The following is a 24,643-nucleotide window of genomic DNA, read 5'->3' as shown; positions in this document are numbered from 1 at the left end:
CGAAGCCGTGGGCGGCATGCGGTGAAATGCGTCTAGGCTTGGGCGGCTGAACCGCGTACGCGCTCCGTACGCTCCCGAGCACGCACCGAGGAGAACCCCCGATGTCCGCAGAGCGCCCCTCCCTGCCGCCGGTGCGGCTCACCTCCGAGGCCGAACTGGCACGGGACGCGCTCGCCGCTCCGCTGTTCGTCCGGGCCGTCAGGCTCGCCCGGTGGGCCGGCCCCGACACCCGGGTCGGCGCGGGCGGCGAACTCGTCGAGGCGCACCTGCCCGCGGCCGCCGAGCACCTCGGGCTCGCGGCCGACGAGGACGGTGCCGCGTACGCCAGCGAGGCCTGGCGGCTCGCCGTGGACACCGGCCTCATCGATGTCACCGATCCCGAGGAGGAGGACGCCGAGGGGACCGCCTCCGCGGGTGAGAATCTCGGCCTGCTCACCGGCGGCTCCCCGCAGGACGTCCTGTCCATCTGGCTCGACGGGCTGGACGCCGTGCACGCCGACGCCACCGCGCCCGTCCTGGACGACTTCGCGGAAGTCGTCGGCGAGGACGGCTCGATCGACTTCGACGCCCTGGACTGGGACCCGGAGGCCGAGGCCGAATTCCTCGACGGCGTCCTCGGCAACCTCTACCTGCTCACCCTCTCGGACAACGGCGCGGGCGAAGGACCGGTCCCGCTGCCCGCCCTCGCCGCATCGATGATCGTCCCCGACGACATGGGCGAGCCCACCGACGACGTCCTGGAGCAGGTGTCGGAGGCGATGATGCGCCTCGACGACCAGTTCCGGCTGCTCGAACCCATCGGGATCGTCGAGTACCGGCCGGTCGACGAGGCGTTGATGGTCGAGGAGGGCGAGGCGCCCGACACCGTCGCAGGCGACGAGGACGACGTCACCCGGTACGGCATGGTCAAGCTCACCCCCCTCGGCCTGTACGGCGTCCGGGCCCGGATGCTGGAGGCCGGGGTGGACGCCCCCGCCGTCGGCGACCTCGCGGGCAAGGGCGCCGATGCCCTCCTCGACGGCATCGCCCACTACCCCGAGTCCGCCGCCCGCGCCGAGATCAAGCTCTGGCTCGCCGGGTGCGCCGACGGCGAGGTGTCGGCGGCGGCCGAGCTGCTGGCCGCCGCGCGCGGCGCGGACGAGGGCGGACCGCTGCGCCGCCTCCACTGCCAGCAGGCCCTCGCCCTGGCCGGCCCCGAGGCGGAGCCCGCCGTACGCGCGGTGCTCGGCGACCAGGAGCTGGGCGGCCTCGCCCGCGTCTGGCTCGCGGAGCACGGCGCCGCCGACGTGCCCGCCCCGCCGGAGGACATGATCTTCTGGCTGGCCATCGACACCATCGCCGCCCACCTGGACGCGGACGGCGAGCTGGACGAGCTCCAGGGCCTGATCGAGGGCCTCTCCGCCCAGCACAGCGGCTTCTTCGACGAGGTCTGGCGCGTCGACCACCCGGCCACCGCCGATGTGCTGGAGGCCATGGGCCGCCTGCACAGCGACAAGAAGGCCGCCAAGGACGCCCGCAAGGCGGCGTTCAAGGCCCGGTCGCGCGCGGGGCGCTGAGCGAGAAACGCCACACGTTCGGGGTGCTTTTCCGGTGCCCCGTTCCGCCTGATTCTGCTGCTGGAAGCCGGGGAAAGCGCTGACCCGCCCCGGTCGGCGCGGGTCACGAATGCGGTACGTCTGGGGGTCGAGCGGCAGACGGGCATGGCGTCGGGCCTTTACAGGGCGCATACTCGACTTGATGAAACAGTCAGCCGGTTCCCGGCGTCACCTGCCGTCCAGTCCCTTCAACCGCCCGGCCCAGGAGGCCCCACCGGTCGAATGCTTCGATGTGGGCGACAGGGTGTCGCACGACCAGTTCGGACTCGGCAGGATTCTTGCTGTCGAGGGCGACAACGACGCGGTCCTCATCGACTTCTCGGGGCGCCAGGGAAGGATCCTGAGCCCCTACTCGAAGCTGACCAAGCTCTGAGGCCCTCGCCTTCTCCGGATCCGGGGCACCCGAACCGCAGCGGTTCGGGTGCCCCGGACACGTCTAGAGCGCCTGGGCGGCGGGCTTCACCATGCCGCGCACGGTGCGCGACTTCACGAACTCGCCCATCGCGGTCATCTCCCACTCGCCGGTGAACTGCTTGATCAGCTTGGCCATCATCACGCCGGTCTGCGGCTCGGCGCCGGTGAGGTCGAAGCGGACCAGCTCCTCGCCGGAGGCGTCGTCGATCAGCCGGCAGTAGGCCTTGGCGACCTCGTTGAACTTCTGGCCGGTGAACGAGTTCACCGTGAAGACCAGGCCCGTCGCATCGGAGGGGATGCGGCCCAGGTCCACGACGATCGTCTCGTCGTCGCCCGCGCCCTCACCGGTGAGGTTGTCGCCGGAATGCTTGATCGCCCCGTTCAGGATGGTCAGCTTGCCGAAGTAGCAACTGTCCAGGTGGTTGCGGTTGGGGCCGTAGGCGATCACCGACGCGTCCAGGTCGATGTCCTTGCCGCGGAACGCGGGCTCCCAGCCCAGGCCCATCCGGACCCGCGAGAGCAGCGGTGCGCCACCCTTGACGAGGGACACGGTCTGGTTCTTCTGGAGGTTGACCCGGCCCTTGTCCAGGTTGATCTTGCCGGAGCCCGGGGCGGGCGCCGCCGGGGGAGCGGGCGGGGCGGCCGGGGCGGGCGGCGCGATCCTCGGGTCGACGGGGGCGGCGACCGGGGCCGGGGGCTGGGGGGCGACCGGGGCGGGGGCCGCCGGAACCGGAGGGGCGACCGGGGCCGCGGGCTCCTCGACCGAGACGCCGAAGTCCGTGGCGATCCCGGCCAGCCCGTTCGCGTACCCCTGGCCGACCGCGCGGGCCTTCCAGGCGCCGTTGCGCAGGTAGATCTCGATGACCACGAGCGCCGTCTCGGCGCCCAGCTGCGGCGGGGTGAAGGTGGCGATCGCGCCGCCGTCGTCCGCGTTGCGCACGGTGGCGGTGGGCTCGATGCCCTGGAAGGTCTGGCCCGCGGCGTCCGGGCTCGCGGTGACGACGATCTTCTCGATGCCCGGCGGCACGGCGGTGGTGTCCACCACGATCGCGTCGGGCGCCGAGCCCCCGCCGGCGCGGTAGGTCACGCCGGGGCCCGAGGGCTGGTTGTAGAAGATGAAGTCGTCGTCGGAGCGCACCTTGCCGTCGGCGGTGAGCAGCAGGCCCGAGACGTCGAGCCGCACCGGAGCGGCGACGTCCACCGCCACGCGGGCGGCGGAGAGGGGAATGTTCGAGCCGGGGGTCATTGCGGTCATGCACGGGGTAACGAACGACCCGGCTTTGCCGTTCCCTTACCTTTCCCTCTGTCCACCAGATGCATTTCGGCCGTCGGAACGACCCGACGGAAGGGCCCGGAACGGGGTCAGCGGCGGTTGCGCGGATGGTTGCGGGCCGTGCGCTCGTTGCCGTGCTTGTACGCGCCGGTCCAGCGCGCCATCACCAGCTGCGCATCGCCCGATGTCACCTCTGCCAGGAACTTCTCCGCCCGGCCGCCGCGCAGCGTGCCCGCGGGCCTGCCGTGGTGGGTGATGGTGACGCTCTGGTCGCCCTGCTGTTCGTACTGGAATCCGGAAGGTCTCGGCATGGCCGTATCCTGCCCGCCCGGATGCCCCCGCGTCGCCCGGATTTCCGTCGCCCCGGCCTTGCGCCCGCCGCCGTTCCCGGCCTTGCGCCCGCCGTCCCCGCCGTCGCTCCCGGCGGCTCAGTGCGGCCAGACCGGCGGGTCCGTCACGAAGTGGCCGCCCACGCAGGCGTGCGCCGGGTTGGCCGGGTCCAGCTCGCCCTGGTCGGCGACGAGTTTCGCCGCGTACGGCTCGGAGTCGTCCAGCGGCCGGTAGCCCAGTGCCCGCGCCGGGGCCAGGTCCCACCACAGGCGCGTGTTGGCGGAGGAGCCGTAGACGACGGTGTGGCCGACGCCCTCGGCGGTGAGGGCCGCGTGGAACAGCCGGGCACCGTCGGCCGGGCTCATCCAGACCGACAGCATCCGCACCGAGGTGGGCTCCGGGAAGCAGGACCCGATCCGCACCGAGACCGTCTCCACGCCGTGCTGGTCCCAGTAGAGCTGGGCCAGATCCTCGCCGAAGCACTTCGAGAGCCCGTAGAAGGTGTCCGGGCGGCGCGGTGTGTCCAGCGGGATCAGCGGATCGCCGGCGGCCGGGCGCGGGGTGTGGCCGATGACGTGGTTGGAGGAGGCGGACACGATGCGCCGGACGCCCTCCTCGCGGGCCGCCTCGTAGAGGTGGTGCGTGCCCTGGATGTTGGCGCGGAGGATCTTGTCGAACGTGGACTCCAGCGAGATGCCCGCCAGATGGATCACCGCGTCCACGCCGCGCACCGCCTCGCGCAGCGCCTCCCGGTCGTTCAGGTCGGCGGTGATCGCCTCGGGCTCCCCCTCCACCGGTACCAGGTCGAACAGCCGCAGGTCGTATCCGTACGCGGGCAGCAGACCCCGCATCAGGGTGCCGAGGCCGCCTGCGGCGCCGGTGAGCAGGACGGTGCGGGGAGCGGTCATACGGGGTCTCCTCGGTGTGGCACTCGGGTGCTGTGCGACATGCTGTCCGGCATTCACATGCGTGGACAACGTAGGGATGGGTGATCGGCGGCGTCAAGAGGCCGCGTCCGCCTTGACCTGTCGCCGGAGGCTGGCTTAGCGTTACGGTGTTCAGAAATATGGACATCGATCAGAACTGTGCACGCCTGGATCTGCTCAGGGAGCGCCCGTGACCTCAGCCCCCCTTGCCGCCCGGCTCCGTGAAGTCGCCGGGCCGCTCTTCTTCCCCGTGACCGCGTTCGGGCCGGACGGCACCGTCGATCCCGACGTCCTCCGCGCCCATGTGCGGGCCGGGATCGACGCCGGAGCCGCCGCGGTCTTCGCCTGCTGCGGCACGGGCGAGTTCCATGCGCTGACCATCGAGGAGTTCCGCCTCGCGGTCGCCGCCGCCGTCGAGGAGACGGCCGGGCGGATCCCGGTCGTCGCCGGGGCCGGCTACGGCACGGCCCTCGCCGTCCAGTACGCGCGGGCCGCCGAGGAGGCCGGGGCCGACGGGCTCCTCGCCATGCCGCCCTACCTCGTCGTCGCCGACCAGGAAGGGCTGCTGAACCACTACGCGGCCCTCGCGGCGGCCACCGGCCTGGAGACGATCGTCTACCAGCGGGACAACGCCGTCTTCACCCCGGAAACCGTCGTCGCCCTCGCCCGCACGCCCGGCATCATCGGGCTCAAGGACGGCCTCGGCGACCTCGACCTCATGCAGCGCATCGTCAGCGCGGTCCGCACCCACCGGCCCGACGACGACTTCCTCTACTTCAACGGACTGCCCACCGCCGAACTCACCGGCCTCGCCTACCGGGGCATCGGCGTCACCCTCTACTCCTCCGCCGTCTTCGCGTTCGCCCCGGACATCGCGCTCGCCTTCCACCGGGCCCTGGACTCCGGCGACGACGCCCTGGCCAACGGGCTGCTCGACCACTTCTACCGGCCGCTCGTCGAACTGCGCGCCCAGGGCCGCGGCTACGCCGTCTCCCTGGTCAAGGCAGGTGTCCGGCTCCAGGGGCTGGACGTCGGCGAGGTCCGCACCCCGCTCACCGAACCGTCCGCCGCGCACGTCAAGGACCTCATCGAGATCATCGCGAGCGGCCGCACCCTGCTGGAGGAGCACGCCGCCGAGGGGCGCAGCGTCGAGGGCCACCCCGCTCCGGGAGGCCGGGCGTGAAGGCGGGCGTCTTCCTCTACCCCTGGGACGTCGTCGGGGACCCGGACGCCGCCGGCCGGATCGCGGACCTCGGCGTCCGGCAGGTCACCCTGGCCTCCGCCTACCACTCCACCCGGGCCCTGACCCCCCGCCACCCCGCCCGCCGCATCGTGACCGCCGGGCACGCCGCCGTCCTCTACCCGCCGGACCCGGACCGCTGGGCGGGCCGGGCCCTCGCCCCGTACCGCCAGAGCTGGACGCCCGGCGACGATCCGTACGGGGAGGCGGCCGAGGCGCTGGCCGCCGCGGGCCTGGAGGTGCACAGCTGGGTGGTCCTCGCGCACAGCTCCCGGCTCGGCGCGGAACACCCGGACACCTCGGTGGTCAACGCCTACGGCGACCGCTACCCCTGGGCCCCCTGCATCGCCCGCCCCGACGTGCGCGCCTACCTCGTGGACCTCGCGGCGGAGGCCGCCGCCCGGCCCGGCACGCACGGCACCGAACTGGAGTCCTGCGGCTGGTACGGCTTCGCCCATCTCCACGCCCACGACAAGGTCGCGGGCGTCGGCCTCGGCGATGCGGCGCAGTACCTGATGTCGCTGTGCTTCTGCGCGGTGTGCCGCGAGGGGTACGGGGAGGAGGGCGCCGACCCGGAGGCGCTGTCCGCCGCCGTACGCCGGGCCCTGGAGCCGGCCTGGTCCGGCGCCGGGTCCCCGGAGTCCGGCCCCGACGGCATCGCGGAGCTGCTGGGGCCGACGTACGCGGATGCCACCCTGCGGTGGCGCGGCCGGGTGGCCCGTACGGTGCAGGAGGCGGCCGTCGCAGCCGTACGGGCGGCGGCCCCGCCCGGCTTCCAGGTGCTGCTGCACGCCGACCCCGTCCCGTACCGCACGGGGGCCAACGCCGGCGTCGAACCGGATCACATCCTCGCCGTGGCCGACGGGGTGGTGCTGCCCTGCACCGGGTCCGACGCCGTACGGGAAGCCGCCCTCGGGCCGTTCGCCGGGCGCGGCGGTGTGCGCGCCGCCAACTTCGGGGTCGTCACCGGGATGGGCGGCAGCCCCCGCACCCTGGAGCGCGACGCGGCCCACGCCGCCACGCTCGGCGCGGACCAACTGCGCCTGTACCACGCGGGACTGGCCTCCGGGCCGGACCTGGAGGCGGTCGCGGTGGCGCTTGCGCGGCTGGGGTGACGGGCCCGCCCGCCAGGGCGGCGGGACCGTCACCCGCCCTCTCGCGGCTGTGGTGACGGGCCCGCGCCTCGCGCCCGGCCCCGCCCTCTCACGCCCGGCGTGACCGGTCTCGCACCCTCACGCCCGGGGTGAGGCGGTGGCGTCGCGCCGGCGTCGCGCGCCCGCCGCCAGGACCATCGCGGCCAGCACCCCCGCCACCCCGGCCGCCGCCGTCAGCACCCGCACGTCCACCACCGCGACGAGCCCCGCCCCCAGGGCCAGGGCCACCGCGTTGGGCGCCGTCATCAGGGAGCCCGCCGTCGCCGCCGTACGCCCCAGCACCGCGTCCGGCGTCTCCCGCTGCACCGCGGTCATCGCCGCGATCAGCACGCACGGCAGGCCGAACCCGATCGCGGCGCTCGCCCCCAGCGCCACCGCGTCCGGCGACACCGTCCGCGCCCCGACCCCCAGGGTGAACACCGCGATCCCGCCCGCCGCGAACAGCCGCTCGGGCAGCCGGCGCAGCAGCGGGCCCGCCAGCAGCCCCACCGTCACCGAACCCGCGCCCTGCACCGCGTACAGCACCCCCGCGTACGCCGGGGCCCGGCCGAGCACCTCGTCGACGTACGCGAAGGTCACGGCACCGTTCACCCCCGCCAGGAACATCGTCACCGCCCCCGCCGTCACCAGTGGGCGCAGCACGGCCGAGGCGCGGATCCGCCGCAGCCCGGCGGCGAGTTCATCGCGCCAGGAACCCGCCGGGTGCGAGTCCGCGGTCGCGGGCGTCCTGCGTACCGGCAGCCGGGCGAAGACCAGGGCGGCCAGCGCGCAGGTCGCCGCCGCCAGCAGCGCCACGGCGGGGCCGCCGAACCGGACGTACAGCCCCGCGCCCGCCAGCGGGGCGACCAGCTTCATGCCCTCGTTGGCCGTCATCCGCAGCCCGTTGAAATCCGCCAGCAGCGAGGCGGGCACGGTCCCCGCGACGAGCGCCGACTCCGCCGCGTCGAGCACGACACCGCTCGCCCCGTGGAGCACCAGCACCGCGAAGAGCAGCCAGACGGTGCGGCCCGATTCCACCAGCACCAGCGGGACCAGCAGGCAGGCCGTCACCAGATTGCCCCGTACCAGCAGCACTTTCCGGTCCATCCGGTCCGCGAGCGTGCCGAGCGCCGGCCCGGCCAGCACCGGGGCCCACATCGCGAACACCGTCAGCGCCGCCAGACTGTCCGACCCCGTCAGCGACTTGACCCAGATTCCCGCCGTGAGCCACATCGCCGACGTACCGAAACCGGAGACGACGACCCCCGCCAGGCAGCGCCCCGCCGTCCGGTCCCGCAGGACCCTCACCACCGCCGAACCGCCGCCCATGCCGCCGTCCTCTCCGCTCCACGTTCCGCATCCGCGCTGTGTGCGGCTCATGGTGGGGAGTAAGGCCGTCCGGCGGCATCGGGTGGATGCCTTAGGTGTCCTCAGACGTCCTCCGTGCGGTGCGCCTCCGCGCGCTCCACGAAGATGCGGTGCAGATCGCGCGCGGCCCGGGTGACCGAGCCCGAGCGGCTGCGCTGCACCACCAGGAGCACCGTGGTCGTGTCGTCCTTCAGCGGGCGGCAGGTGATCGCGCCGGTGCGCTCCAACGGATCCCCGATGACGCTGTAGTCCGGCAGCACGGTGGCGCCAAGCCCCTCCGCCACCATCAGCTTGCCCATCTCCGCGCCGTCGGCGGAGTACGAGAACGAGGGCACCCGGCCCTTCAGCAGCCGGTGCGTGAAGCGGTGCATCAGATAGCCGGAACGCATCACGATCAGCGGCTCGCTCAGCAGGTCGTCCACCCCGACCGACTCCAGGGACGCCAGCGGGCTGTCCGGGCGCAGACAGACGACCGGGCGGCCCCGGAGCAGCTCCGTGGTGTGGAGGTCGGGCGCCAGGTCGTCGCCCTCCAGGTAGTTCACCAGGCCGAGGTCGACGCCGCCCTCCAGCAGGGAGCGGTGGATCACCGACTGCTGGGCCGCGATCACCTCCACCTCCGTGGCCGAGTGCAGCGCGTGGAACTCCCGGATCGCCGGGACGAGCAGGGGGACCGTCGCCGCGAAGACCGTGCCGAGCCGGACCGTACGGCTCGTGCGGTGCTGCTCGTCCGCCGCCCGGCGCAGCCGGTCGACCGCGTCCAGCACCCCGATGATGTGCGGCAGCAGCTCGCGCCCGGCGTGGCTGTTCGTCGCCCCCGACCGTTTGCGGTCCAGCACGGTCACCCCGAGCTCGCGCTCCAGGTTCCGTACGGTCTCGCTCAACGCGGGCTGGGACAGGTGCAGTTCCTCCGCCGCCCGGCGCAGGGACCCCAGCCGGGTGACGGCCTCGATGTACTCCAGCTGTTCGATCCGCATCGCCTTTCCTCACCTCCGGAGGCGGTGGAAGGGGAACCCTATCGCTCCCTCGTCGATGCCTTCTCGACCTGGAGCGTTCCCGCACCCTACTCTGGAACCCGAAGGCGCCCCGTGAGCCACCGGGCGCCCGCCGCGGAACGCGAAAGGAGAGGGATGTGCGCCGCTTGACCCGACGCCGCCACATCGACCTCGGCCGCGTTTCCAGCGCCTTCTGTTGTTCCCGCTGACCGCGAGGTCCGAGGGGCCGGCCCCTCCTTCGCGCTCCCGCACCCCCACACGTACGCCCATGTCCGGCCGTGTGTGTCCGTGCGCGCCCTCGCGGCTCCCTTGCCGCACCCATCGCCCCTGATCGGGTTTCTCGATCACCGGGGCCGGTTCGCCGTGCCCGTCACCACGCCCGACCCGTCTTCCTGCGCCTGTTCCTGGGCCTGTTTCCTGTTCCGGGAGAACCCATGTCCCCTCCGTCCTCCGCCGACCCGGTGCGCTTCGCGTACTGGGTCCCCAACGTCAGCGGTGGCCTCGTCACCAGCACGATCGAGCAACGCACCGACTGGGGCTACGACTACAACCGCGAACTCGCCGTCCTCGCCGAGAACAACGGGTTCGACTACGCGCTCAGCCAGGTCCGCTACATGGCCAGCTACGGCGCCGAGTTCCAGCACGAGTCCACCTCCTTCAGCCTCGCCCTGCTGCTCGCCACCCAGCGGCTGAAGGTCATCGCCGCCGTCCACCCCGGCCTCTGGCACCCCGGCGTCCTCGCCAAACTCGGCGCCACCGCCGACCACCTGAGCAACGGACGCTTCGCCGTCAACGTGGTCAGCGGCTGGTTCAAGGACGAGTTCACCGCGCTCGGCGAACCCTGGCTGGAACACGACGAGCGCTACCGCCGCTCCGAGGAGTTCATCCGGGCCCTGCGGGCCGTCTGGACCGAGGACCACGCCGAACTCGCCGGAGACTTCTACCGCATCCGGGACTTCTCCCTGAAGCCCAAGCCGATCGCCTCGCCGGAGCGCCCGCACCCGGAGATCTTCCAGGGCGGCAACTCCACCGCCGCCCGGCAGATGGCCGGACGCGTCTCCGACTGGTACTTCTCCAACGGCAAGGACTTCGACGGCGTCACCGAGCAGATCCAGGACGTGCGCATCGCCGCCGAGAGCGCCGGACGCACCCCGCCGCGCTTCGGCCTCAACGGATTCCTCATCGCCCGCGACACCGAGGCGGAGGCCCGCGACACCCTGCGCGAGATCGTCGCCAAGGCCGACACCGAGGCCGTCCACGGCTTCGGCTCGGCCGTCAAGCAGGCGGGGAGCTCCACCGCCGACGGCAAGGGCATGTGGCAGGACTCCTCCTTCGAGGACCTCGTCCAGTACAACGCCGGATTCCGTACGGGGCTGATCGGCACCCCGGAACAGATCGCCGAGCGCATCGTCGCCTACAAGCGCCTCGGTGTGGATCTGCTGCTCCTCGGCTTCCTCCACTACCACGAGGAGGTCGAGTACTTCGGCAAGAAGGTGCTGCCACTCGTGCGGGAGCTGGAGGACCACCAAGCCCGTCAGTCGTCGAAAGGTTCGTCATGAGCACCGTCGCGCCCACCCAGTGGAAGACCCTCCCGGCCCCTGACGGCCCCGACGCCTGGATCGAGCGCGCGGCCGAGGTCGCCGCGATCCTCGCCACCGACGCCGCCGCCCGCGACAAGGCGGGCGCCACCCCGTACACCGAGATCCAGCTGCTCAAGGACTCCGGGCTCGTCACCCTGCTCGGCCCGGCCGGGCACGGCGGCGGGGGACAGGACTGGACGACCGCCTACCGGGTGATCCGCGAGGTGGCCAAGGCCGACGGTTCGATCGGGCAGCTCCTCGGCTACCACTACCTCTGGAACTGGGCCGCCCGCCTCGTCGGCACCCGCGAGCAGTGGGAGCACGTCGAGGCCGAAGCGGTCCGGCACACCTGGTTCTTCGGCGGCGCGGTGAACCCGCGCGACAGCGACGTGGTGGTCACCGAGGACGGGGACGACCTCGTCTTCACCGGTGCCAAGACCTTCTCCACCGGCAGCAAGGTCTCCGACGTCACCGTCCTCGAAGGCATCCTGGAAGGCACCGACCGGCACATCTTCGCCATCGTGCCCTCCGACAGCCCGGGGCTCGTCTTCCACGACGACTGGGACAACATCGGCCAGCGCCTCACCGAGAGCGGCGGCGTCACCATCGACGGCGTCCGCACCCCGTGGGCCTCCGCCGCCGGTTATGTCGACAAGGAGTTCCGCCCCCGCGTCTACAACACCCTCAACGTGCCCACGATCCAGCTGGTGTTCATCAGCTTCTACCTGGGCATCGCCGCCGGGGCCCTGGAGACCGCCGCCACCTACACCCGCACCAAGGCCCGCTCCTGGCTGCACGGCGGGTACGACCAGGCCGTCGACGAGCCGTACGTCATCGACACCTACGGCGACCTCACCGCCAAGCTCTGGGCCGTGGAGGCCCTGGCCGACGCGGTAGCCGCCGAGGGGCAGCAGCTGCACGACGCGCCCGACGAGGTGACCGAGCAGTCCCGTGCCGCGTTCGAAGTGCGGGTCGCGGCAGCAAAGGCCCGGGCCACCGATGTCGCGCTGGAGGTCACCAGCCGCATCTTCGAGGTCACCGGGGCCCGCGCCACCGCCTCCGCCGAGGGCCTCGACCGCTTCTGGCGCAACGTCCGCACCCACACGCTCCACGACCCGGTCGCCTACAAGCGGCGCGAGGTCGGCCGGCACGTCCTGACCGGCGAACTCCCCGAGCCCACCTGGTACTCCTGACCCGCCGCCGGGCCCGGGGCGGCATCCCGACGCCCCGGGCCCGGCACACCTCCCGCCTGGAAAGAGGCCCCCATGGCCACCGTCCTGTCCGTCTCCGGCAGCCCCTCCGCCACCTCCCGCACCGCCCGCCTGCTCCGCCACCTCGACGCCGACCTGGCCGCCCAGGGCCACGAGGTGATACCGCTCGACGTCCGCACCCTGCCCGCCGACGCCCTGCTCGGCGCGGACTTCGCGCACCCCGAGATCGTCCGCGCCACCGAGCTGTTCGCCCGCGCCGACGGCATCGTCATCGGCACCCCCGTCTACAAGGCCGCCTACTCCGGGCTGCTGAAGACCCTCCTGGACCTGCTGCCCCAGTACGCCCTGACCGGCAAGACCGTCCTCCCGCTGGCGACCGGCGGCACCACCGCCCACGTCCTCGCCCTCGACTACGCGCTGCGCCCGGTGCTCTCCTCGATGGGCGCGGCCCACATCGTCCCGGGCTGGTTCGTCCTCGACCGGCACATCACGGCCGGCGACGACGGGGGAGTGGTCCTGGACCCGGCCTCCGCCGCCCCGCTCGACCAGGTGGTCGCCCAGTTCGCCGCGGCCCTGGACCGGACCGCCCCCGTCCCCGCCACCCGCTGACCCCTACCCGTACTCACGCTGGAGGCAGGCCCGTGACCGCGCCGACCCGACGACGACCACCCCTCACCGCGCGGGTGATCCGCGACGACGCCGAGGCGCTGCGCACCGCCGCCGAACTCGCCGAGGAGTTCCGCCCGGGCGCCTCCGGGCGGGACGCCCGCCGCGAACTGCCCCGCGCAGAACTCGACCGGCTCACCGCCACCGGCCTCCTCGCCGTCACCGTCCCGGCCGAGCACGGCGGGGCCGACGTCTCGGCCGTCACCCTCGCCGAGGTCTTCCGGCTGCTGGCCTCCGCCGACGCCAGCCTGGCGCAGATCCCGCAGAGCCACTTCGCGTACGTCAACGTCCTGCGGCAGCAGGGCAGTCCGGAGCAGCGGGCGTTCTTCTTCGCCGAGGTCCTGGCGGGCCGGCGCTTCGGCAACGCCCAGTCCGAGGCCGGGACCAAGCACCTCCAGGACATCCGCACCCGACTGGTGAGCGCGGGCGACGGCTCGTACCTCCTCACCGGGGTGAAGAACTACTCCACCGGCGCCCTCTTCGCCGACTGGATCCCCGTCCTCGCACGCGCCGACGACGATCTGCTCCATGTCGCGTACGTCCCCGCCGACGCGCCCGGCCTCACCGTCACCGACGACTGGGACGGCATGGGTCAGCGGACCACGGCGAGCGGCACGGTCGAACTGGCGGACGTCGTGGTCCCCGCCGCCCATGTCGTCCCGCACCACCTCACCTTCACCGGCCCCCAACTCCACGGTGCACTGGCCCAGTTGCTGCACGCCGCCATCGACGCGGGGATCGCGGCGGGCGCGCTGGCCGAGGCGGCCGAATTCGTGACGACCCGGAGCCGGCCCTGGTTCGAGAGCGGGTACGAGACCGCCGCCGAGGACCCCCTCCTCATCCAGCGCTTCGGCGAACTGGCCCTGCGCCACCGGGCCGCCGACGCCCTGCTCGCCACCGCCGCCCGGGCCGTGGACGCGGCACGCGGCGACCTCGACGACGACAGCGCGGCCGAGGCGTCGATCGCGGTGGCGGCGGCGAAGGCGTACACCGGGAGCGCGGCGCTGGAGATCGCCGACGCGCTGTTCGAGGTGTCCGGGACGCGCGCCGCCCTCGACGGTCTCAACCTGCACCGGCACTGGCGCGACGCCCGCACCCACACCCTGCACGACCCCGCGCGCTGGAAGATCCAGCACCTCGGCCGGTACGTCCTCAACGGCACCCGCCCGCCCCGCCACGGCCTGCTCTGACTCACCACCCCCTTCGGAGAAACGATGTCCCTGACCTTCCACTGGTTCCTGCCCACCAACGGCGACAGCCGCCATGTCGTCGGCGGCGGCCACGGCACCCCGGTCACGGCGGCGGGCGGGGACCGCCCGCCGACGGTCCGCTACCTCGCCCAGATCGCCCGCGCCGCCGAGGGCCTGGGCTTCACCGGGGCGCTCACCCCGACCGGGGCCTGGTGCGAGGACGCCTGGCTGACCACCGCGATGGTCAGCCAGCACACGGAGCGGCTGAAGTTCCTCGTCGCCTTCCGCCCCGGTTTCGTCTCGCCGACCCTCGCCGCCCAGATGGCCTCCACCTTCCAGCGGCAGAGCGGCGGACGGCTGCTCCTGAACGTGGTCACCGGCGGCGAGAGCCATGAGCAGCGCGCGTACGGGGACTTCCTCGACAAGGACGCCCGCTACGCCCGCACCGGTGAATTCCTGGAGATCGTCCGGCAGTTGTGGGACGGCAAGACCGTCGACCTCAAGGGGGAGCACCTGCACGTCGAGCAGGCCCGGCTCACCCAGCTCCCCGACCCCGTGCCGGAGGTCTACTTCGGTGGCTCCTCCCCGGCCGCCGCCCGCGTCGCGGCCCGCCACAGCGACGTCTACCTCACCTGGGGCGAGCCGCCCGCCCAGGTGGCGGAGAAGATCGCCCGGATCCGGTCCCTCGCCGCCGAACAGGGCCGTACCGTACGGTTCGGCATCCGGTTCCACGTGATCACCCGCGACACCTCCGAGGCGGCCTGGACGGAGGCGGACCGGCTGCTCGCCGGCTTCGACCCGGCCACCGTGCGGGCGGTCCAGGAGGGACTGGCCCGCAGCGAGTCCGAGGGGCAGCGACGGATGCTGGAGCTGCACGGGGGCGGCCGGGACGGCCTGGAGATCCACCCCAACCTGTGGGCGGGCATCGGCCTGGTCCGGGGCGGCGCGGGTACGGCCCTGGTCGGCAGCCATACGGAGGTGGCGGACCGCATCCGGGAGTACCACGCCCTGGGCATCGACGAGTTCGTGCTCTCCGGCTACCCGCATCTGGAGGAGGCGTACTGGTTCGGCGAGGGCGTGCTGCCGCGGCTGGCCGAGGCGGGGCTCTGGGCGCACCCGGGCGGCCCGGTGCGCGCGGTCGGCGGGGCGGAGATCCCGTTCGCGGCGGGAGCCACGGGGGCGGCGGCGCGCTGAGCGTACGGAGCCGCAGGGGCCTCCGGAGCCGCCGGGGTCGCTGGGGCCTCCGGAGCCGCGGGGCCTCCGGGTCCGCCAGGGCCGCTGCGGTCGCTGTGCGTCAGCCGTGCCCCGGCCGCAACGGACCCCAGCCGCCCCCGCTCACACCGCCTGTCGCCGGATCTCCTCCGCCAGCTCCGCCGCCGACGTGGTCAGCACCATGTGGTCCGCCTCCGGGAGCACCACGTGCCGGCCGTGCGGCGACTGGCGGGCCCGGTACGCGTGCGAGGCGGTCGCCCGCTCGCGGACCGACTTCGGCATGCCGGGGGAGACGCGTCCCGCCGAGACCACCGTCACCGGCAGCCCCGCCAGGCCCGGCGGGTTCTCCAGCAGGGCCCGCAGGTCGCCCGCCGCGTCCTCCAGCTCCCGGCCCCGGGTCCGGGTCATCGCGACGGTGTAGCCCTCGGCCCGCATGTCGGCCGCGGCGTCCGGCGGCAGCGTGGCGGTGAGCGAGCGGTAGGCGCGGCCCAGCGGTCCCAGCCGGGCCAGCGCGACCGTCACCACCTGCCCGATCCGCTCGGCCCGCCGCATCGCGGGCTGGAACAGCAGCTCGCAGGACTCGTCGGTCGGGTCGACGAGCACCAGGCCCGCCACCCGCGCGGGCTGCGCGGCGGCCGCCAGCCGCACCAGCGGCCCGCCCCAACTGTGGCCGACCAGGAGGAACGGGCCGCCTGGGCCGACACGTTCGAGGTGGTCGAGCAGGTCCCCGAGGTCCTCCGCGAGCGCGTGCAGCCGGCGCGAGGCCCCGGCCGGGGCGGCCGGGCTGCGGCCGAGACCGCTGCGGTCGTACACCACTGTCGGCGCCACATCGGCCAGCACGGCCTGGGCGCCCGCCCAGGAGGAGCGGCCCGCGGCGAGCCCGCCCTCGAAGACCACGGTCGGCCGGGCCCGGTCAGCACCGGCGGGGCCCGGCAGCCACTGGTAGTACAGCTCGCGCCCGTCGCGGGTGCGGGCCCGGCCCGCCTCGCCCTGGCTGGGGGCGGGGGCGACGGCGTCGCGCCCCGTTCCGTGTTCCGCCGGAGCCATCCCCGTACCTCCCACACGTCCGCACGTCGGCACATCGGCACATCGGCACGTTGGCGCCCCGGGACCGTTCGGGGCGCCAAGTGAGGTAAGGGTGACCTAAGTCAGAGGCTCCGGGGGTTCGTTCACCTCTCCAGTGCCGCCTTCATCATCTTCTGGGCGATCGGTGCGGCCAGTCCGTTGCCGCTGACCTCGGAGCGCGCCGAGCCGGAGTCCTCGACGATCACCGCGACCGCGACCTCCTTGCCGCTGCTGTCGTCCTTCGCGTACGAGGTGAACCAGGCGTACGGGGTATTGCTGTTGTCCACGCCGTTCTGCGCGGTGCCCGTCTTCCCGCCGACCTCGGCCCCGCCGATCCTGGCGTTGGTGCCGGTGCCCTCCTCGACGACGGTCACCATCGCGCTGCGGAGCTGCTCGGCGGTCTTCTCCTCCACCACGCGCTTCGTGTCGCCGTCCTCGGTCTCCTCCAGGGCCGTGCCGTTCCCGTCGGTCACCGACGAGACCATGTGCGGCGCCGCCAGCTCACCGCCGTTGGCCAGCGCCGAGGTGACCATCGCCATCTGGAGCGGGGTCGCGGTGACCTCGAACTGGCCGATACCCGTCAGGGCCGTCTGCGCCTTGTCCATGTCCGTCGGATACACGCTCTTCGCCGCCCGGACCGGGACGTCCAGCTTCTCGGTGTCGAACCCGAACGCGTCCGCCATCTCCTTGACCTTGTCCTGGCCGAGGTCGGCCGCCGCCTTCGCGAAGACGTTGTTGCAGGAGTACTGGAGCGCGGTGCGCAGGGTCGCGTTCTCACAGGGGGCGGACGCGTTCTCGTTGCGCAGGACCGTGCGGGTGCCGGGCAGGGTGTACGGGTCGGGACTGTCGGTGCGCTCGTCGACCGAGCCGTAGAGCCCGTTCTCCAGCGCGGCCGCCGCGACCACCAGCTTGAACGTGGAACCCGGCGCCAGCGGCTGCCGCAGCGCCCGGTTGACCAGCGGCTTGTCCGGATCGTCCAGCAGCTTCTGCCAGGCGTCCCCGTCCGTCGTTCCGCTGATCTTCGAGGGGTCGTACGAGGGGGTCGAGACCATGCCGAGGATCCGGCCGGTCTTCGGGTCGATCGCCACCGCCGCGCCCTTGTCGTCGCCGAGCGCCTCGTACGCCGCCTTCTGGACACCCGGGTCGATGGTGGTGAGGACGTTGCCCGGCTTGGCCTGTCCGCCGGTGATCAGGTCCTTCGGGTTCTTCAGCCGGTCGTCCGTGCCGTCCAGGACGTCGCTGTGGATGCCTTCGAGCTGGGTCGCCCCGTACGCCTGCGAGCTGTAGCCGGTGACGGCCGCGTACAGCTCACCCTGCGTGTAGGTCCTCTTGTACCGGAGGTCGCCACCACTGGTCCCCTTCGATCCGGTGACCGGCGAACCGGCCACGATGATGTCCCCGAGCGGCTGCGCGTACTGCGCGATGGTGTTCCGCCGGTTGTGCTCGTCGTCTGCGAGCGCCTTGGCCTCGTAGCCCTGCACCCAGGTCGCCCGCACCAGCAGGGCGAGCACCATGAGCAGGCAGAAGACCGAAGCGCGCCTGATTGTCTTGTTCATCCCGCTGGAGGGACGAGCGGGCCCGCTCCGGCCGTTCCCGATCGTGCCGCTTCTCACCGTTTTCTCACCTGGCGCGCGAGCCGGCCTCCTCCTCGGCGCGCGACGCCGCTCATCCGGCGCGTGACGCCCGCGCGGCTCAGCCCGGGGTGATGAAACCGGACTCGTACGCCGCGATGACCGCCTGGGTCCGGTCCCGGGCGCCGGTCTTCGCGAGGACCGCCGCCACATGCGTCTTCGCCGTCGCCGGGCCCACCGAGAGCCGGCCCGCGATCTCCGCGTTGGTCAGCCCCGCCGCCATCAGCCGCAGCACGTCCGCCTCCCGGTCGGTCAGCCGCGCCACCCACGCCGGGGCCCTGGCCGGCTGCCGCGCCGCGTGCTCGGCGGCCAGCGTGCGCACCGCCGCCGGGTAGAGGAGCGAGTCGCCGCATGCCACCAGGCGCACCGCCTGCACCAGCTGCTCCGCCGCCGCCCGCAGTGCTATCCGGGCCATCAGAGCCGCCGCGTCGCGAGGGAGAGCCGGTCCCGGGCGTCGAACAGGGCGTCCTTCACCATCTGTTCGTGGCCGGGGGTGAGCCGGGCGACCGGCACCGAGCAGCTGATCGCGTCCCGGGCGGGCGTCCGGTAGGGGATCGCGACCCCGAAGCAGCGCAGGCCGAGGGTGTTCTCCTCGCGGTCCACCGCGTAGCCCTGCTCCCGGACCAGCCTCAGCTCCTCGATGAGCTTCTCGCGGTCCGTGATGGTGTGTTCGGTCAGCGCGGGCAGCGTCTCGGGCAGCATCTTGCGGACCTGCTCGTCGCTGTGGGTGGCCAGCAGCGCCTTGCCCAGCGACGTGGAGTGCGCGGGCAGCCGGCGGCCGACCCGGGTGAAGGGGCGCAGATAGTGCTGGGACTGCCGGGTCGCGAGGTAGACCACGTTCGTCCCGTCGAGACGGGCCAGGTGGATCGTCTCCGTGGTGTCGTCGGACAGCCGGTCCAGCGTCGGCCGCGCGGCGGCCACGACCTCGTCGCCGTCGATGTACGAGGTGCCGACCAGCAGGGCGCGGACCCCGATCCCGTACCGGGTGCCCGTCGCGTCCGTCTCGACCCAGCCGAGCTCCACCAGGGTGCGCAGCAGCATGTAGAGGCTGGACTTCGGGTAGCCGACCGCCTCCTGGACGGCGGCCAGCGAGTGCATGCCGGGCCGCCCCGCGAAGTATTCGAGGAGTTCCACGGTCCGTACCGCGGACTTGACCTGTGCCCCACCGGACTCGGCGACCGACATCGCCCACGCCCCCTTCTTCTTCCAGCTCATCGACTTCTCGTCCGTATCGCCGTCCGTGTCGGGGTCCGCGCCACCGTGCGAAAAGCCGCCACACGATTGCCAACACGGAACGCCCGGAAATAGAGTCCCAGGACATTCACGATCAGGAACTCTGTTCAGAATACCGAACACTTGCTGATGTGCGGCCGAAGTCGGCCGGGACGCCGGCGGGGCGTCGGTCGCGCGGCGACCGGGAACCGGCCGGGAACCGGCCGCGCTACGGAAGGGAATCACGGTGAGCGCAGTACCAGTCTGGAGTGTCGACCCCCGAACGGGGAAGCCGCGCGAGCAGGTTGCCGTGGAGGCCACCGCCGAGGAGGTCGACCGCGCGGTCCGGTCGGCCCACGCCGTGCGGGACGCCCTCGCCGACCGGGCGGCGCGCGTCGCGTTCCTGCGGGCGGCGGCGGAGCTGCTGGAGGAGTCCGGCGAGCACATCATCGAGGCCGCCGACGCGGAGACCGCCCTCGGGCCGGCCCGGCTCACCGGCGAACTCGCCCGTACCGCAGCCCAGTTCAGGGCCTTCGCGGAGGTCGTCGACGAAGGCGCCTACCTCGACGTCCACATCGACCACCCGGACGCCACCCGGACCCCGCCCTGGCCCGACCTGCGCCGTTACAAGATCCCGCTCGGGGTCGTCGCCGTCTACGCGGCCAGCAACTTCCCGCTCGCCTTCTCCGTCCCCGGCGGCGACACCGCCAGCGCCCTCGCGGCCGGCTGCCCGGTCGTCGTCAAGGCACACCCCGACCACCCGGCCACCTCCGAACTCTGCGCCTCGGTCCTGCGCCGCGCCGCCGCCCGCACCGGGCTGCCCGAGAACGTGCTGACCGTCGTGCACGGCTTCGACGCGGGCGTCGAGCTGATCCGCCACCCGCTGGTGAGCGCCGCGGGCTTCACCGGCTCGGTACGCGGCGGACGCGCCCTGTTCGACGCGGCGGCCGCCCGCCCCGCCCCCATCCCCTTCCACGGTGAACTCGGCTCCCTCAACCCGGTCGTCGTCACCGCGGCCGCCGCGGCCGAGCGCGCCGGGGAGATCGGTAGGGGCCTCGGCGGGTCGATGACGCTCGGTGTCGGCCAGTTCTGCACCAAGCCCGGCTTCGTACTCGTCCCCGAGGGCGCGGCGGGCGATCAGCTCCTGAAGACCCTCACCGAGACGGTCAGCTCGACCGGCTCCGGCGTCCTGCTGGACCACCGCATGCGGGACGCCTTCGTCACGGGCGTACGGGAGCGGGCCGCGCTGCCCGGTGTCGACGCCCCGGTCACCCCCGGTGCGGGCGGCGAGCACACCGTCTCCGCCGGATTCCTCACCGTGCCCGCCGCCCGGCTCACCGCCGACGGCCCGCACGACGCGCTGCTGGAGGAGTGCTTCGGCCCGGTCACCGTGATCGCCCGGTACACCTCCGTCGACGAGATCGCCGCCGTCCTCGCCCGGCTGCCGGGGAACCTCACCGCCACCCTCCAGACCGCCGGCGACGAGACCGGGGACCCCGACGCGGGCCCGCTGCTCGCCGCCCTCACCCCGCTCGCCGGGCGCATCCTCGTCAACGGCTGGCCGACCGGTGTCGCCGTCGCCCCCGCCCAGCACCACGGCGGCCCCTACCCGGCGACCACCTCCACCTCCACCTCGGTCGGCGCGACGGCGATCGAACGCTGGCTGCGCCCGGTCACGTACCAGTCCACCCCCGAGACACTCCTCCCGGCCGAGCTGCGCGAGGACAACCCGCTCGGCCTGCCCCGCCGGGTGGACGGGCGCCGCGCATGAGCCCGCACCTGGACCCCCTTCCCTTCGCCCTGGACCCGGTGGGCCCCGACGGGCGCTGGACCCACGCGGACGGCGTCCTGACCGGCCGGGCCGGCCCCGGCCAGGACCTCTTCGTCCCGCCGTCCGGTGACTCCCTCGACCCGGCCTCCGACGCGCCGCGCCTGCTCGGCGCGGTGGGCGACGGGGACTTCCGGCTGGTGGCGCGGGTCCGGCCGGGGCTGGTGGCGGCCGGTGACGCGGGGGCGCTGTTCCTCGACGTCGCGGACCGGGAGTGGGCCAAGCTCTGCCTGGAGCGCTCCGCCGACCTCCCGACCGTCTGCACCGTCGTCACCCGGGGCCACTCCGACGACGCCAACGCCTTCGTGGTGGAGGAGGGCGTCTGCTGGCTCCGCCTGAGCCGCACCGGCAGCGCCTACGCCTTCCACGCCTCCGCCGACGGCGACAGCTGGACCTTCGTCCGCGTCTTCACCCTCGGTACGCCCGAGGAGCGGGCGGCCGCCCGCGTCGGCTTCCTCGTCCAGTCGCCCACCGGGGACGGCTGCGGCGCGGTCTTCGACCGGATCGCGTTCCTGCCCGGGGGAGTGGCGAACCTGCGCGACGGGCGGTGAGGCGAGAGGGGCCGGGTGCGCGCGGAGAGCGTCAGGACGCCGTCGCGGCCCGGTCGGACTCGCTGCGCAGCACGCAGAACTCGTTGCCCTCGGGATCGGCGAGCACCGCCCAGCCGGAGCCGTCCGGATTCCGGAGATCGGCGACGAGGGTGGCGCCGAGGGCCAGCAGCCGCTCCACCTCCTCCTCGCGCGAGGTCTGGGGGCGCAGACACAGATGGAGCCGGTTCTTGCCCACCTTGGCCTCGGGGACCTGATGGAAGTAGAGCATCGGGCCCTCCGCCATCATCACCTGTGTCTCCGGCATGCCCGGTTCGTCCTCCGGATGCATCGGGCGGCCGGTCACCTCGCTCCAGAACCGCGCCAGCGCATACGCGTTCACACAGTCGATCGCCACGTTCTGCACCACTGAGACCATGCGCGCGAGCTTTCCCGATTTCCGCGCCGGACGCCAGCGGGTCGCGGTGCGGGAATCACCAGGTCAGGTTTGGTGTTCGTACGGAGACGTGACGTACGGAGGGCCTCTCCGCACGCCCCCTCGCGAGCCTGGGAGAGAAGAAGAGTCATGCGCGTCGAGATCTGGAGCGACATCGCCTGCCCGTGGTGCTACATCGGCAAGGCCCGCTTCGAGAAGGGCCTCGCGGAGTTCGCCCACCGGGACGAGGTCGAGGTGGTGCACCGGTCCTTCGAGCTCGACCCCTCCCGGGCCAAGGGCGACACCGCGCTCGTGATCGACATGCTGGCCGAGAAGTACGGCCGCAGCCGCGAGGAGGCCGCAGCGATGGAGGCGAACGTCGCCGCCAACGCGCAGTCCGAGGGCCTCGGCTACCGCACCGAGGGCCGTGACCACGGCAACACCTTCGACATCCACCGGCTGCTGCACCTGGCCAAGGCCCGGGGCCGCCAGGACGAGCTGCTGACCCTCGCCTACCGGGCGAACTTCGCCGAGGAGCGTTCCGTCTTCGATGCCGAGGTGCTGGTCGCCCTCGCCGAGGAGGCCGGGCTCGACGCCGACGAGGCCCGCGCGGTCCTCGCCGACCCCGAGGCGTACGCGGAAGACGTCCGCACCGACGAGCGCGAGGCGGCCGAACTGGGCGCCAACGCCGTGCCGTTCTTCGTCCTCGACCGGCGGTACGGCATCTCCGGCGGCCAGCCCTCCGAGGTCTTCGTCCAGGCGCTGGAGCAGGCCTGGAAGGACCGCCCCGCCACCGCCCTCACCACCGTCGGCGGGGACGCGGCGGCCTGCGACACCGACGGGGCCTGCGAGGTTCCGCGGAGCTGAGCCCCAGCGCTGAGCTTCTGCCGCTCCTATCGGTTCCATCGGTTCTGCCGGTCGCGATCCATAAGCGTTGCTTTGGAGTCCCCCTTAACTCTCCGTAATTGACTTCGGGTTGAGGGGGCTCCAGGGTGGACGCATGACGATCCTCGCGCCCATCCAAGCCGCAGCCGTCGAGTTCGCGCCCGAGGTCACCTACCTCAACACCTCCAGCTGGGGCCTGCTGCCCCGCCGGACGATCGCCGCCGTCAGGGCCCTGGCCGACGAGAACGCCGCGGGCCGCCGGGTGGGGGCCGGCAGCTTTGACGCCGTGGAGGCCGCCCGGGTCGGCTTCGCCCGGCTCGTCGGGGTCCACCCGGACCGGGTCGCCACCGGCAGCTCCGTCACCGTCCATGTCGGCCTGATCGCCGCCTCGCTGCCGCCCGGCGCCGAAGTCCTCTGCCCCGAGGGCGAGTTCTCCTCCGTGGTCAGTCCGTTCGCGCTCCGCGGCGATCTGCGCATGCGGTACGCGCCGCTCGCGGACCTCGCCGGGGCCGTCCGCGAGTCGACCGCGCTGGTCGCCTTCTCCGCCGTCCAGTCGGCCGACGGCCGGGTCGCCGACCTCGCCGCCGTCCGTGCCGCCGCCGCGGCGCACGGGGCCCGCACCCTGCTGGACGCCACCCAGGCGGCGGGCTGGTTCCCGGTGGACGCCGGGGTGTACGACTACACCGTCACCGGCGGCTTCAAGTTCCTGCTCTGCCCGCGCGGTGCGTCGTTCCTGACCGTCACCGAGGAGGCGCAGGACACCCTGCCCGCCCTCTTCGCGGGCTGGGTCGCCGCGGGCGCCCCCTGGACGAGCAACTACGGCCCGCTGGAGCGCCTCGCCCCCACCGCCCGGGGCTTCGACGAGCCGCCCGCCTTCCTCTCGTACCACGGGGCCGAGCACTCCCTCGCCCTGCTCGCGGAGGTCGGCGCCGACGCCCTGTACGCGCACGCCACCGGGCTCGCCGCCCGGCTGCGGGAGGGGCTCGCGACCCTCGGGCACAAGCCCGTTCCCGGGGAGTCGGCGATCGTCGCCGTGCCGGGGCTCGACGGGCGGCAGCCCGAGCTGGTGGAGGCCGGGATCGCCGTCTCCGCCCCGGCCGGGAATCTGCGGATCTCCTGCCACCTCTACAACACCGAGGCCGATGTGGACCGGCTGCTGGACTTCCTGGCCTGAGCCGTACGAACGCGGCTCAGGGCGTACGAACCGCGACTCAGGGCGTACGGGAACGGCTCAGGCTGTACGGGAACGGCGCAGCCCGTGCGGGTACGGCTCAGGCGGACGCGGCGCGGCGCCGGTCGGGGCAGTCCTCGGTCTCCCGGCAGAGGTTCTCCTCGACCTTCGCCAGCAGCCGCACCAGCTCCGTGCGCTCGGCCGGGTCCAGACCCGCGAGCGTGTGCTCCTCCAGGCTGCCCCAGGCGGCCTCCACCGCGGTGTGCAGCGCGCAGCTCTCGTCCGTCGCCTCGACCAGCACGGCCCGCCGGTCCGCCGGGTCGGGGCGGCGGCGCACATGCCCGGTCTGCTCCAGCCGCTGGAGCATCTTCGTGACGGTGGACGGGTCCAGCTCCATGGCCTTGATCAGCTCCGTCTGCCGGACCGCCCCCCGGTCCCACAGGTGCATCATCAGCAATTCCTGCCCCGGGTAGAGGTCCACCCCCTTGAGCACCTTGCCCGCCGCGATCCGGTGCAGCCGGGCCACCCGGGAGACGGCGTGGCTGACGGGCCCGCCGAGCGCCGCCGTGGGCAGCGCGTTCGTACAGGCGTCCTCCGCGGGGGTGGCGCGGGTCATGGCGGGCTCCTGGGGTCCTCGGGGCGGTGAGCGGCGGCTTCGGTCGTGGTCTCGGTGGCGGCTTCCGATGATGCCCGACGGTTTTGGACAACTTTACCTTGGTCGGCCAATGACCGGGTTACAGTTGCTCCCGGCGGCGATC

At 73.3% G+C, this 24,643-nt stretch carries 24 protein-coding genes and 1 pseudogene; 14 read left to right on the top strand and 11 right to left on the bottom strand.

Going from position 1 to position 24,643, the window contains the following annotated elements; genetic code table 11:
* The first annotated feature begins 101 nt into the window (after positions 1 to 101).
* Positions 102 to 1,556 carry a hypothetical protein gene (locus tag WQO_RS07280; RefSeq protein ID WP_010061330.1) on the top strand — a complete coding sequence of 485 codons (1,455 nt, stop codon included), beginning with the start codon at positions 102 to 104 and terminating at the stop codon, positions 1,554 to 1,556.
* Between the two features lie 181 nt (positions 1,557 to 1,737).
* On the top strand, positions 1,738 to 1,968 hold the full coding sequence (locus WQO_RS35950; RefSeq protein WP_003969918.1) for a hypothetical protein: 231 nt from the start codon (positions 1,738 to 1,740) through the stop codon (positions 1,966 to 1,968).
* Between the two features lie 63 nt (positions 1,969 to 2,031).
* Here WQO_RS35950 and WQO_RS07270 read toward each other — a convergent pair whose 3' ends face one another.
* From WQO_RS07270 to WQO_RS07260, 3 genes are all read right to left on the bottom strand, one after another.
* Positions 2,032 to 3,264, bottom strand: a complete 1,233-nt coding sequence (locus tag WQO_RS07270) for a TerD family protein (protein WP_073821506.1) — start codon at positions 3,262 to 3,264, stop codon at positions 2,032 to 2,034.
* Positions 3,265 to 3,371: 107 nt separating this feature from the next.
* The gene (locus WQO_RS07265) at positions 3,372 to 3,593 is read right to left on the bottom strand and encodes a hypothetical protein (protein ID WP_010061332.1); all 222 of its coding nucleotides are present in this window, start codon (positions 3,591 to 3,593) and stop codon (positions 3,372 to 3,374) included.
* Between the two features lie 117 nt (positions 3,594 to 3,710).
* A complete protein-coding gene (locus WQO_RS07260; protein ID WP_010061333.1) occupies positions 3,711 to 4,520 on the bottom strand; it encodes an NAD-dependent epimerase/dehydratase family protein in 810 nt (269 codons plus the stop codon).
* 208 nt (positions 4,521 to 4,728) lie between these two features.
* Between WQO_RS07260 and WQO_RS07255 the strand changes: the two genes are divergently transcribed.
* Together WQO_RS07255 and WQO_RS07250 are read left to right on the top strand one after the other, a co-directional pair.
* Positions 4,729 to 5,721: a 5-dehydro-4-deoxyglucarate dehydratase gene (locus WQO_RS07255; protein ID WP_010061334.1), complete on the top strand. Its 993-nt coding sequence runs from the start codon at positions 4,729 to 4,731 to the stop codon at positions 5,719 to 5,721.
* Positions 5,718 to 6,893: a hypothetical protein gene (locus tag WQO_RS07250; protein WP_010061335.1), complete on the top strand. Its 1,176-nt coding sequence runs from the start codon at positions 5,718 to 5,720 to the stop codon at positions 6,891 to 6,893. The genes WQO_RS07255 and WQO_RS07250 overlap by 4 nt, the downstream gene beginning before the upstream one ends.
* Before the next feature lie 117 nt (positions 6,894 to 7,010).
* On the opposite strand, the gene WQO_RS07245 is transcribed toward WQO_RS07250, so the two are convergent.
* Entirely contained in the window at positions 7,011 to 8,240 is a 1,230-nt protein-coding gene (locus tag WQO_RS07245) for an MFS transporter (RefSeq protein ID WP_010061338.1), read from the bottom strand.
* 101 nt (positions 8,241 to 8,341) lie between these two features.
* On the bottom strand, positions 8,342 to 9,253 hold the full coding sequence (locus WQO_RS07240) for a LysR family transcriptional regulator (RefSeq protein ID WP_010061340.1): 912 nt from the start codon (positions 9,251 to 9,253) through the stop codon (positions 8,342 to 8,344).
* Positions 9,254 to 9,408: 155 nt separating this feature from the next.
* Between WQO_RS07240 and WQO_RS37370 the strand changes: the two genes are divergently transcribed.
* From WQO_RS37370 to WQO_RS07215, 6 genes are all read left to right on the top strand, one after another.
* On the top strand, positions 9,409 to 9,480 hold the full coding sequence (locus tag WQO_RS37370) for a putative leader peptide (RefSeq protein ID WP_350310323.1): 72 nt from the start codon (positions 9,409 to 9,411) through the stop codon (positions 9,478 to 9,480).
* Positions 9,481 to 9,705: 225 nt separating this feature from the next.
* On the top strand, positions 9,706 to 10,830 hold the full coding sequence (sfnG, locus tag WQO_RS07235; protein WP_010061342.1) for a dimethylsulfone monooxygenase SfnG: 1,125 nt from the start codon (positions 9,706 to 9,708) through the stop codon (positions 10,828 to 10,830).
* Positions 10,827 to 12,044: an acyl-CoA dehydrogenase family protein gene (locus WQO_RS07230; RefSeq protein WP_010061344.1), complete on the top strand. Its 1,218-nt coding sequence runs from the start codon at positions 10,827 to 10,829 to the stop codon at positions 12,042 to 12,044. Before sfnG ends, WQO_RS07230 begins: the two co-directional genes overlap by 4 nt.
* 72 nt (positions 12,045 to 12,116) lie before the next feature.
* Positions 12,117 to 12,671: an NADPH-dependent FMN reductase gene (gene ssuE / locus WQO_RS07225; RefSeq protein ID WP_010061346.1), complete on the top strand. Its 555-nt coding sequence runs from the start codon at positions 12,117 to 12,119 to the stop codon at positions 12,669 to 12,671.
* A 74-nt stretch (positions 12,672 to 12,745) separates the two neighbouring features.
* Positions 12,746 to 13,918, top strand: a complete 1,173-nt coding sequence (locus tag WQO_RS07220; RefSeq protein WP_010061348.1) for an SfnB family sulfur acquisition oxidoreductase — start codon at positions 12,746 to 12,748, stop codon at positions 13,916 to 13,918.
* 24 nt (positions 13,919 to 13,942) lie between these two features.
* Positions 13,943 to 15,112, top strand: a complete 1,170-nt coding sequence (locus tag WQO_RS07215) for an LLM class flavin-dependent oxidoreductase (protein ID WP_058953902.1) — start codon at positions 13,943 to 13,945, stop codon at positions 15,110 to 15,112.
* A 141-nt stretch (positions 15,113 to 15,253) separates the two neighbouring features.
* Here the strand turns inward: WQO_RS07215 and WQO_RS07210 are convergent, their stop codons facing one another.
* The 4 genes and pseudogenes from WQO_RS07210 to WQO_RS07195 form a co-directional block, all read right to left on the bottom strand.
* On the bottom strand, positions 15,254 to 16,177 hold the full coding sequence (locus tag WQO_RS07210) for an alpha/beta fold hydrolase (RefSeq protein WP_010061352.1): 924 nt from the start codon (positions 16,175 to 16,177) through the stop codon (positions 15,254 to 15,256).
* A 122-nt stretch (positions 16,178 to 16,299) separates the two neighbouring features.
* Entirely contained in the window at positions 16,300 to 17,751 is a 1,452-nt protein-coding gene (locus WQO_RS07205) for a peptidoglycan D,D-transpeptidase FtsI family protein (RefSeq protein WP_010061353.1), read from the bottom strand.
* Between the two features lie 136 nt (positions 17,752 to 17,887).
* A pseudogene (locus tag WQO_RS07200) lies at positions 17,888 to 18,223 on the bottom strand (response regulator transcription factor); the annotation flags it as partial.
* Positions 18,224 to 18,240: 17 nt separating this feature from the next.
* Positions 18,241 to 19,011, bottom strand: coding sequence for an IclR family transcriptional regulator (locus WQO_RS07195; protein ID WP_006123634.1), 771 nt, complete (start codon positions 19,009 to 19,011; stop codon positions 18,241 to 18,243).
* 274 nt (positions 19,012 to 19,285) lie between these two features.
* On the opposite strand from WQO_RS07195, the gene WQO_RS07190 reads away from it, so the two are divergent.
* Together WQO_RS07190 and WQO_RS07185 are read left to right on the top strand one after the other, a co-directional pair.
* Positions 19,286 to 20,809: an aldehyde dehydrogenase (NADP(+)) gene (locus WQO_RS07190; RefSeq protein WP_073821514.1), complete on the top strand. Its 1,524-nt coding sequence runs from the start codon at positions 19,286 to 19,288 to the stop codon at positions 20,807 to 20,809.
* Positions 20,806 to 21,417 (top strand): DUF1349 domain-containing protein, encoded by a 612-nt coding sequence (locus WQO_RS07185; RefSeq protein ID WP_010061356.1) that lies wholly within the window; start codon positions 20,806 to 20,808, stop codon positions 21,415 to 21,417. Before WQO_RS07190 ends, WQO_RS07185 begins: the two co-directional genes overlap by 4 nt.
* Before the next feature lie 31 nt (positions 21,418 to 21,448).
* On the opposite strand, the gene WQO_RS07180 is transcribed toward WQO_RS07185, so the two are convergent.
* Entirely contained in the window at positions 21,449 to 21,832 is a 384-nt protein-coding gene (locus WQO_RS07180; RefSeq protein ID WP_010061357.1) for a VOC family protein, read from the bottom strand.
* 147 nt (positions 21,833 to 21,979) lie between these two features.
* Between WQO_RS07180 and WQO_RS07175 the strand changes: the two genes are divergently transcribed.
* Together WQO_RS07175 and WQO_RS07170 are read left to right on the top strand one after the other, a co-directional pair.
* Positions 21,980 to 22,696, top strand: coding sequence for a DsbA family oxidoreductase (locus tag WQO_RS07175; RefSeq protein WP_010061359.1), 717 nt, complete (start codon positions 21,980 to 21,982; stop codon positions 22,694 to 22,696).
* Positions 22,697 to 22,829: 133 nt separating this feature from the next.
* Positions 22,830 to 23,888 carry an aminotransferase class V-fold PLP-dependent enzyme gene (locus WQO_RS07170; RefSeq protein WP_010061361.1) on the top strand — a complete coding sequence of 353 codons (1,059 nt, stop codon included), beginning with the start codon at positions 22,830 to 22,832 and terminating at the stop codon, positions 23,886 to 23,888.
* Positions 23,889 to 23,985: 97 nt separating this feature from the next.
* Here WQO_RS07170 and WQO_RS07165 read toward each other — a convergent pair whose 3' ends face one another.
* Positions 23,986 to 24,501, bottom strand: coding sequence for a MarR family winged helix-turn-helix transcriptional regulator (locus WQO_RS07165; RefSeq protein ID WP_010061363.1), 516 nt, complete (start codon positions 24,499 to 24,501; stop codon positions 23,986 to 23,988).
* Positions 24,502 to 24,643 lie beyond the last annotated feature (142 nt).

The organism is Streptomyces globisporus C-1027, from assembly GCF_000261345.2.
Lineage (GTDB): Bacteria > Actinomycetota > Actinomycetes > Streptomycetales > Streptomycetaceae > Streptomyces > Streptomyces pakalii.
This window is presented reverse-complemented; position numbering and strand designations above follow the sequence as displayed.

Coding starts and splice junctions, on each gene's coding strand:
- WQO_RS07205 (WP_010061353.1), bottom strand. CDS start 17,751: ATGAACAAGACAATCAGGCGCGCTTCGGTCTTCTGCCTGCTCATGGTG.
- WQO_RS07260 (WP_010061333.1), bottom strand. CDS start 4,520: ATGACCGCTCCCCGCACCGTCCTGCTCACCGGCGCCGCAGGCGGCCTC.
- WQO_RS07245 (WP_010061338.1), bottom strand. CDS start 8,240: ATGGGCGGCGGTTCGGCGGTGGTGAGGGTCCTGCGGGACCGGACGGCG.
- WQO_RS07170 (WP_010061361.1), top strand. CDS start 22,830: ATGACGATCCTCGCGCCCATCCAAGCCGCAGCCGTCGAGTTCGCGCCC.
- WQO_RS07230 (WP_010061344.1), top strand. CDS start 10,827: ATGAGCACCGTCGCGCCCACCCAGTGGAAGACCCTCCCGGCCCCTGAC.
- WQO_RS35950 (WP_003969918.1), top strand. CDS start 1,738: ATGAAACAGTCAGCCGGTTCCCGGCGTCACCTGCCGTCCAGTCCCTTC.
- WQO_RS07180 (WP_010061357.1), bottom strand. CDS start 21,832: ATGGTCTCAGTGGTGCAGAACGTGGCGATCGACTGTGTGAACGCGTAT.
- ssuE (WP_010061346.1), top strand. CDS start 12,117: ATGGCCACCGTCCTGTCCGTCTCCGGCAGCCCCTCCGCCACCTCCCGC.
- WQO_RS07265 (WP_010061332.1), bottom strand. CDS start 3,593: ATGCCGAGACCTTCCGGATTCCAGTACGAACAGCAGGGCGACCAGAGC.
- WQO_RS07270 (WP_073821506.1), bottom strand. CDS start 3,264: ATGACCGCAATGACCCCCGGCTCGAACATTCCCCTCTCCGCCGCCCGC.
- WQO_RS07165 (WP_010061363.1), bottom strand. CDS start 24,501: ATGACCCGCGCCACCCCCGCGGAGGACGCCTGTACGAACGCGCTGCCC.
- WQO_RS07175 (WP_010061359.1), top strand. CDS start 21,980: ATGCGCGTCGAGATCTGGAGCGACATCGCCTGCCCGTGGTGCTACATC.
- WQO_RS07280 (WP_010061330.1), top strand. CDS start 102: ATGTCCGCAGAGCGCCCCTCCCTGCCGCCGGTGCGGCTCACCTCCGAG.
- WQO_RS07240 (WP_010061340.1), bottom strand. CDS start 9,253: ATGCGGATCGAACAGCTGGAGTACATCGAGGCCGTCACCCGGCTGGGG.
- WQO_RS07215 (WP_058953902.1), top strand. CDS start 13,943: ATGTCCCTGACCTTCCACTGGTTCCTGCCCACCAACGGCGACAGCCGC.
- WQO_RS07195 (WP_006123634.1), bottom strand. CDS start 19,011: ATGTCGGTCGCCGAGTCCGGTGGGGCACAGGTCAAGTCCGCGGTACGG.
- WQO_RS07210 (WP_010061352.1), bottom strand. CDS start 16,177: ATGGCTCCGGCGGAACACGGAACGGGGCGCGACGCCGTCGCCCCCGCC.
- WQO_RS07185 (WP_010061356.1), top strand. CDS start 20,806: ATGAGCCCGCACCTGGACCCCCTTCCCTTCGCCCTGGACCCGGTGGGC.
- sfnG (WP_010061342.1), top strand. CDS start 9,706: ATGTCCCCTCCGTCCTCCGCCGACCCGGTGCGCTTCGCGTACTGGGTC.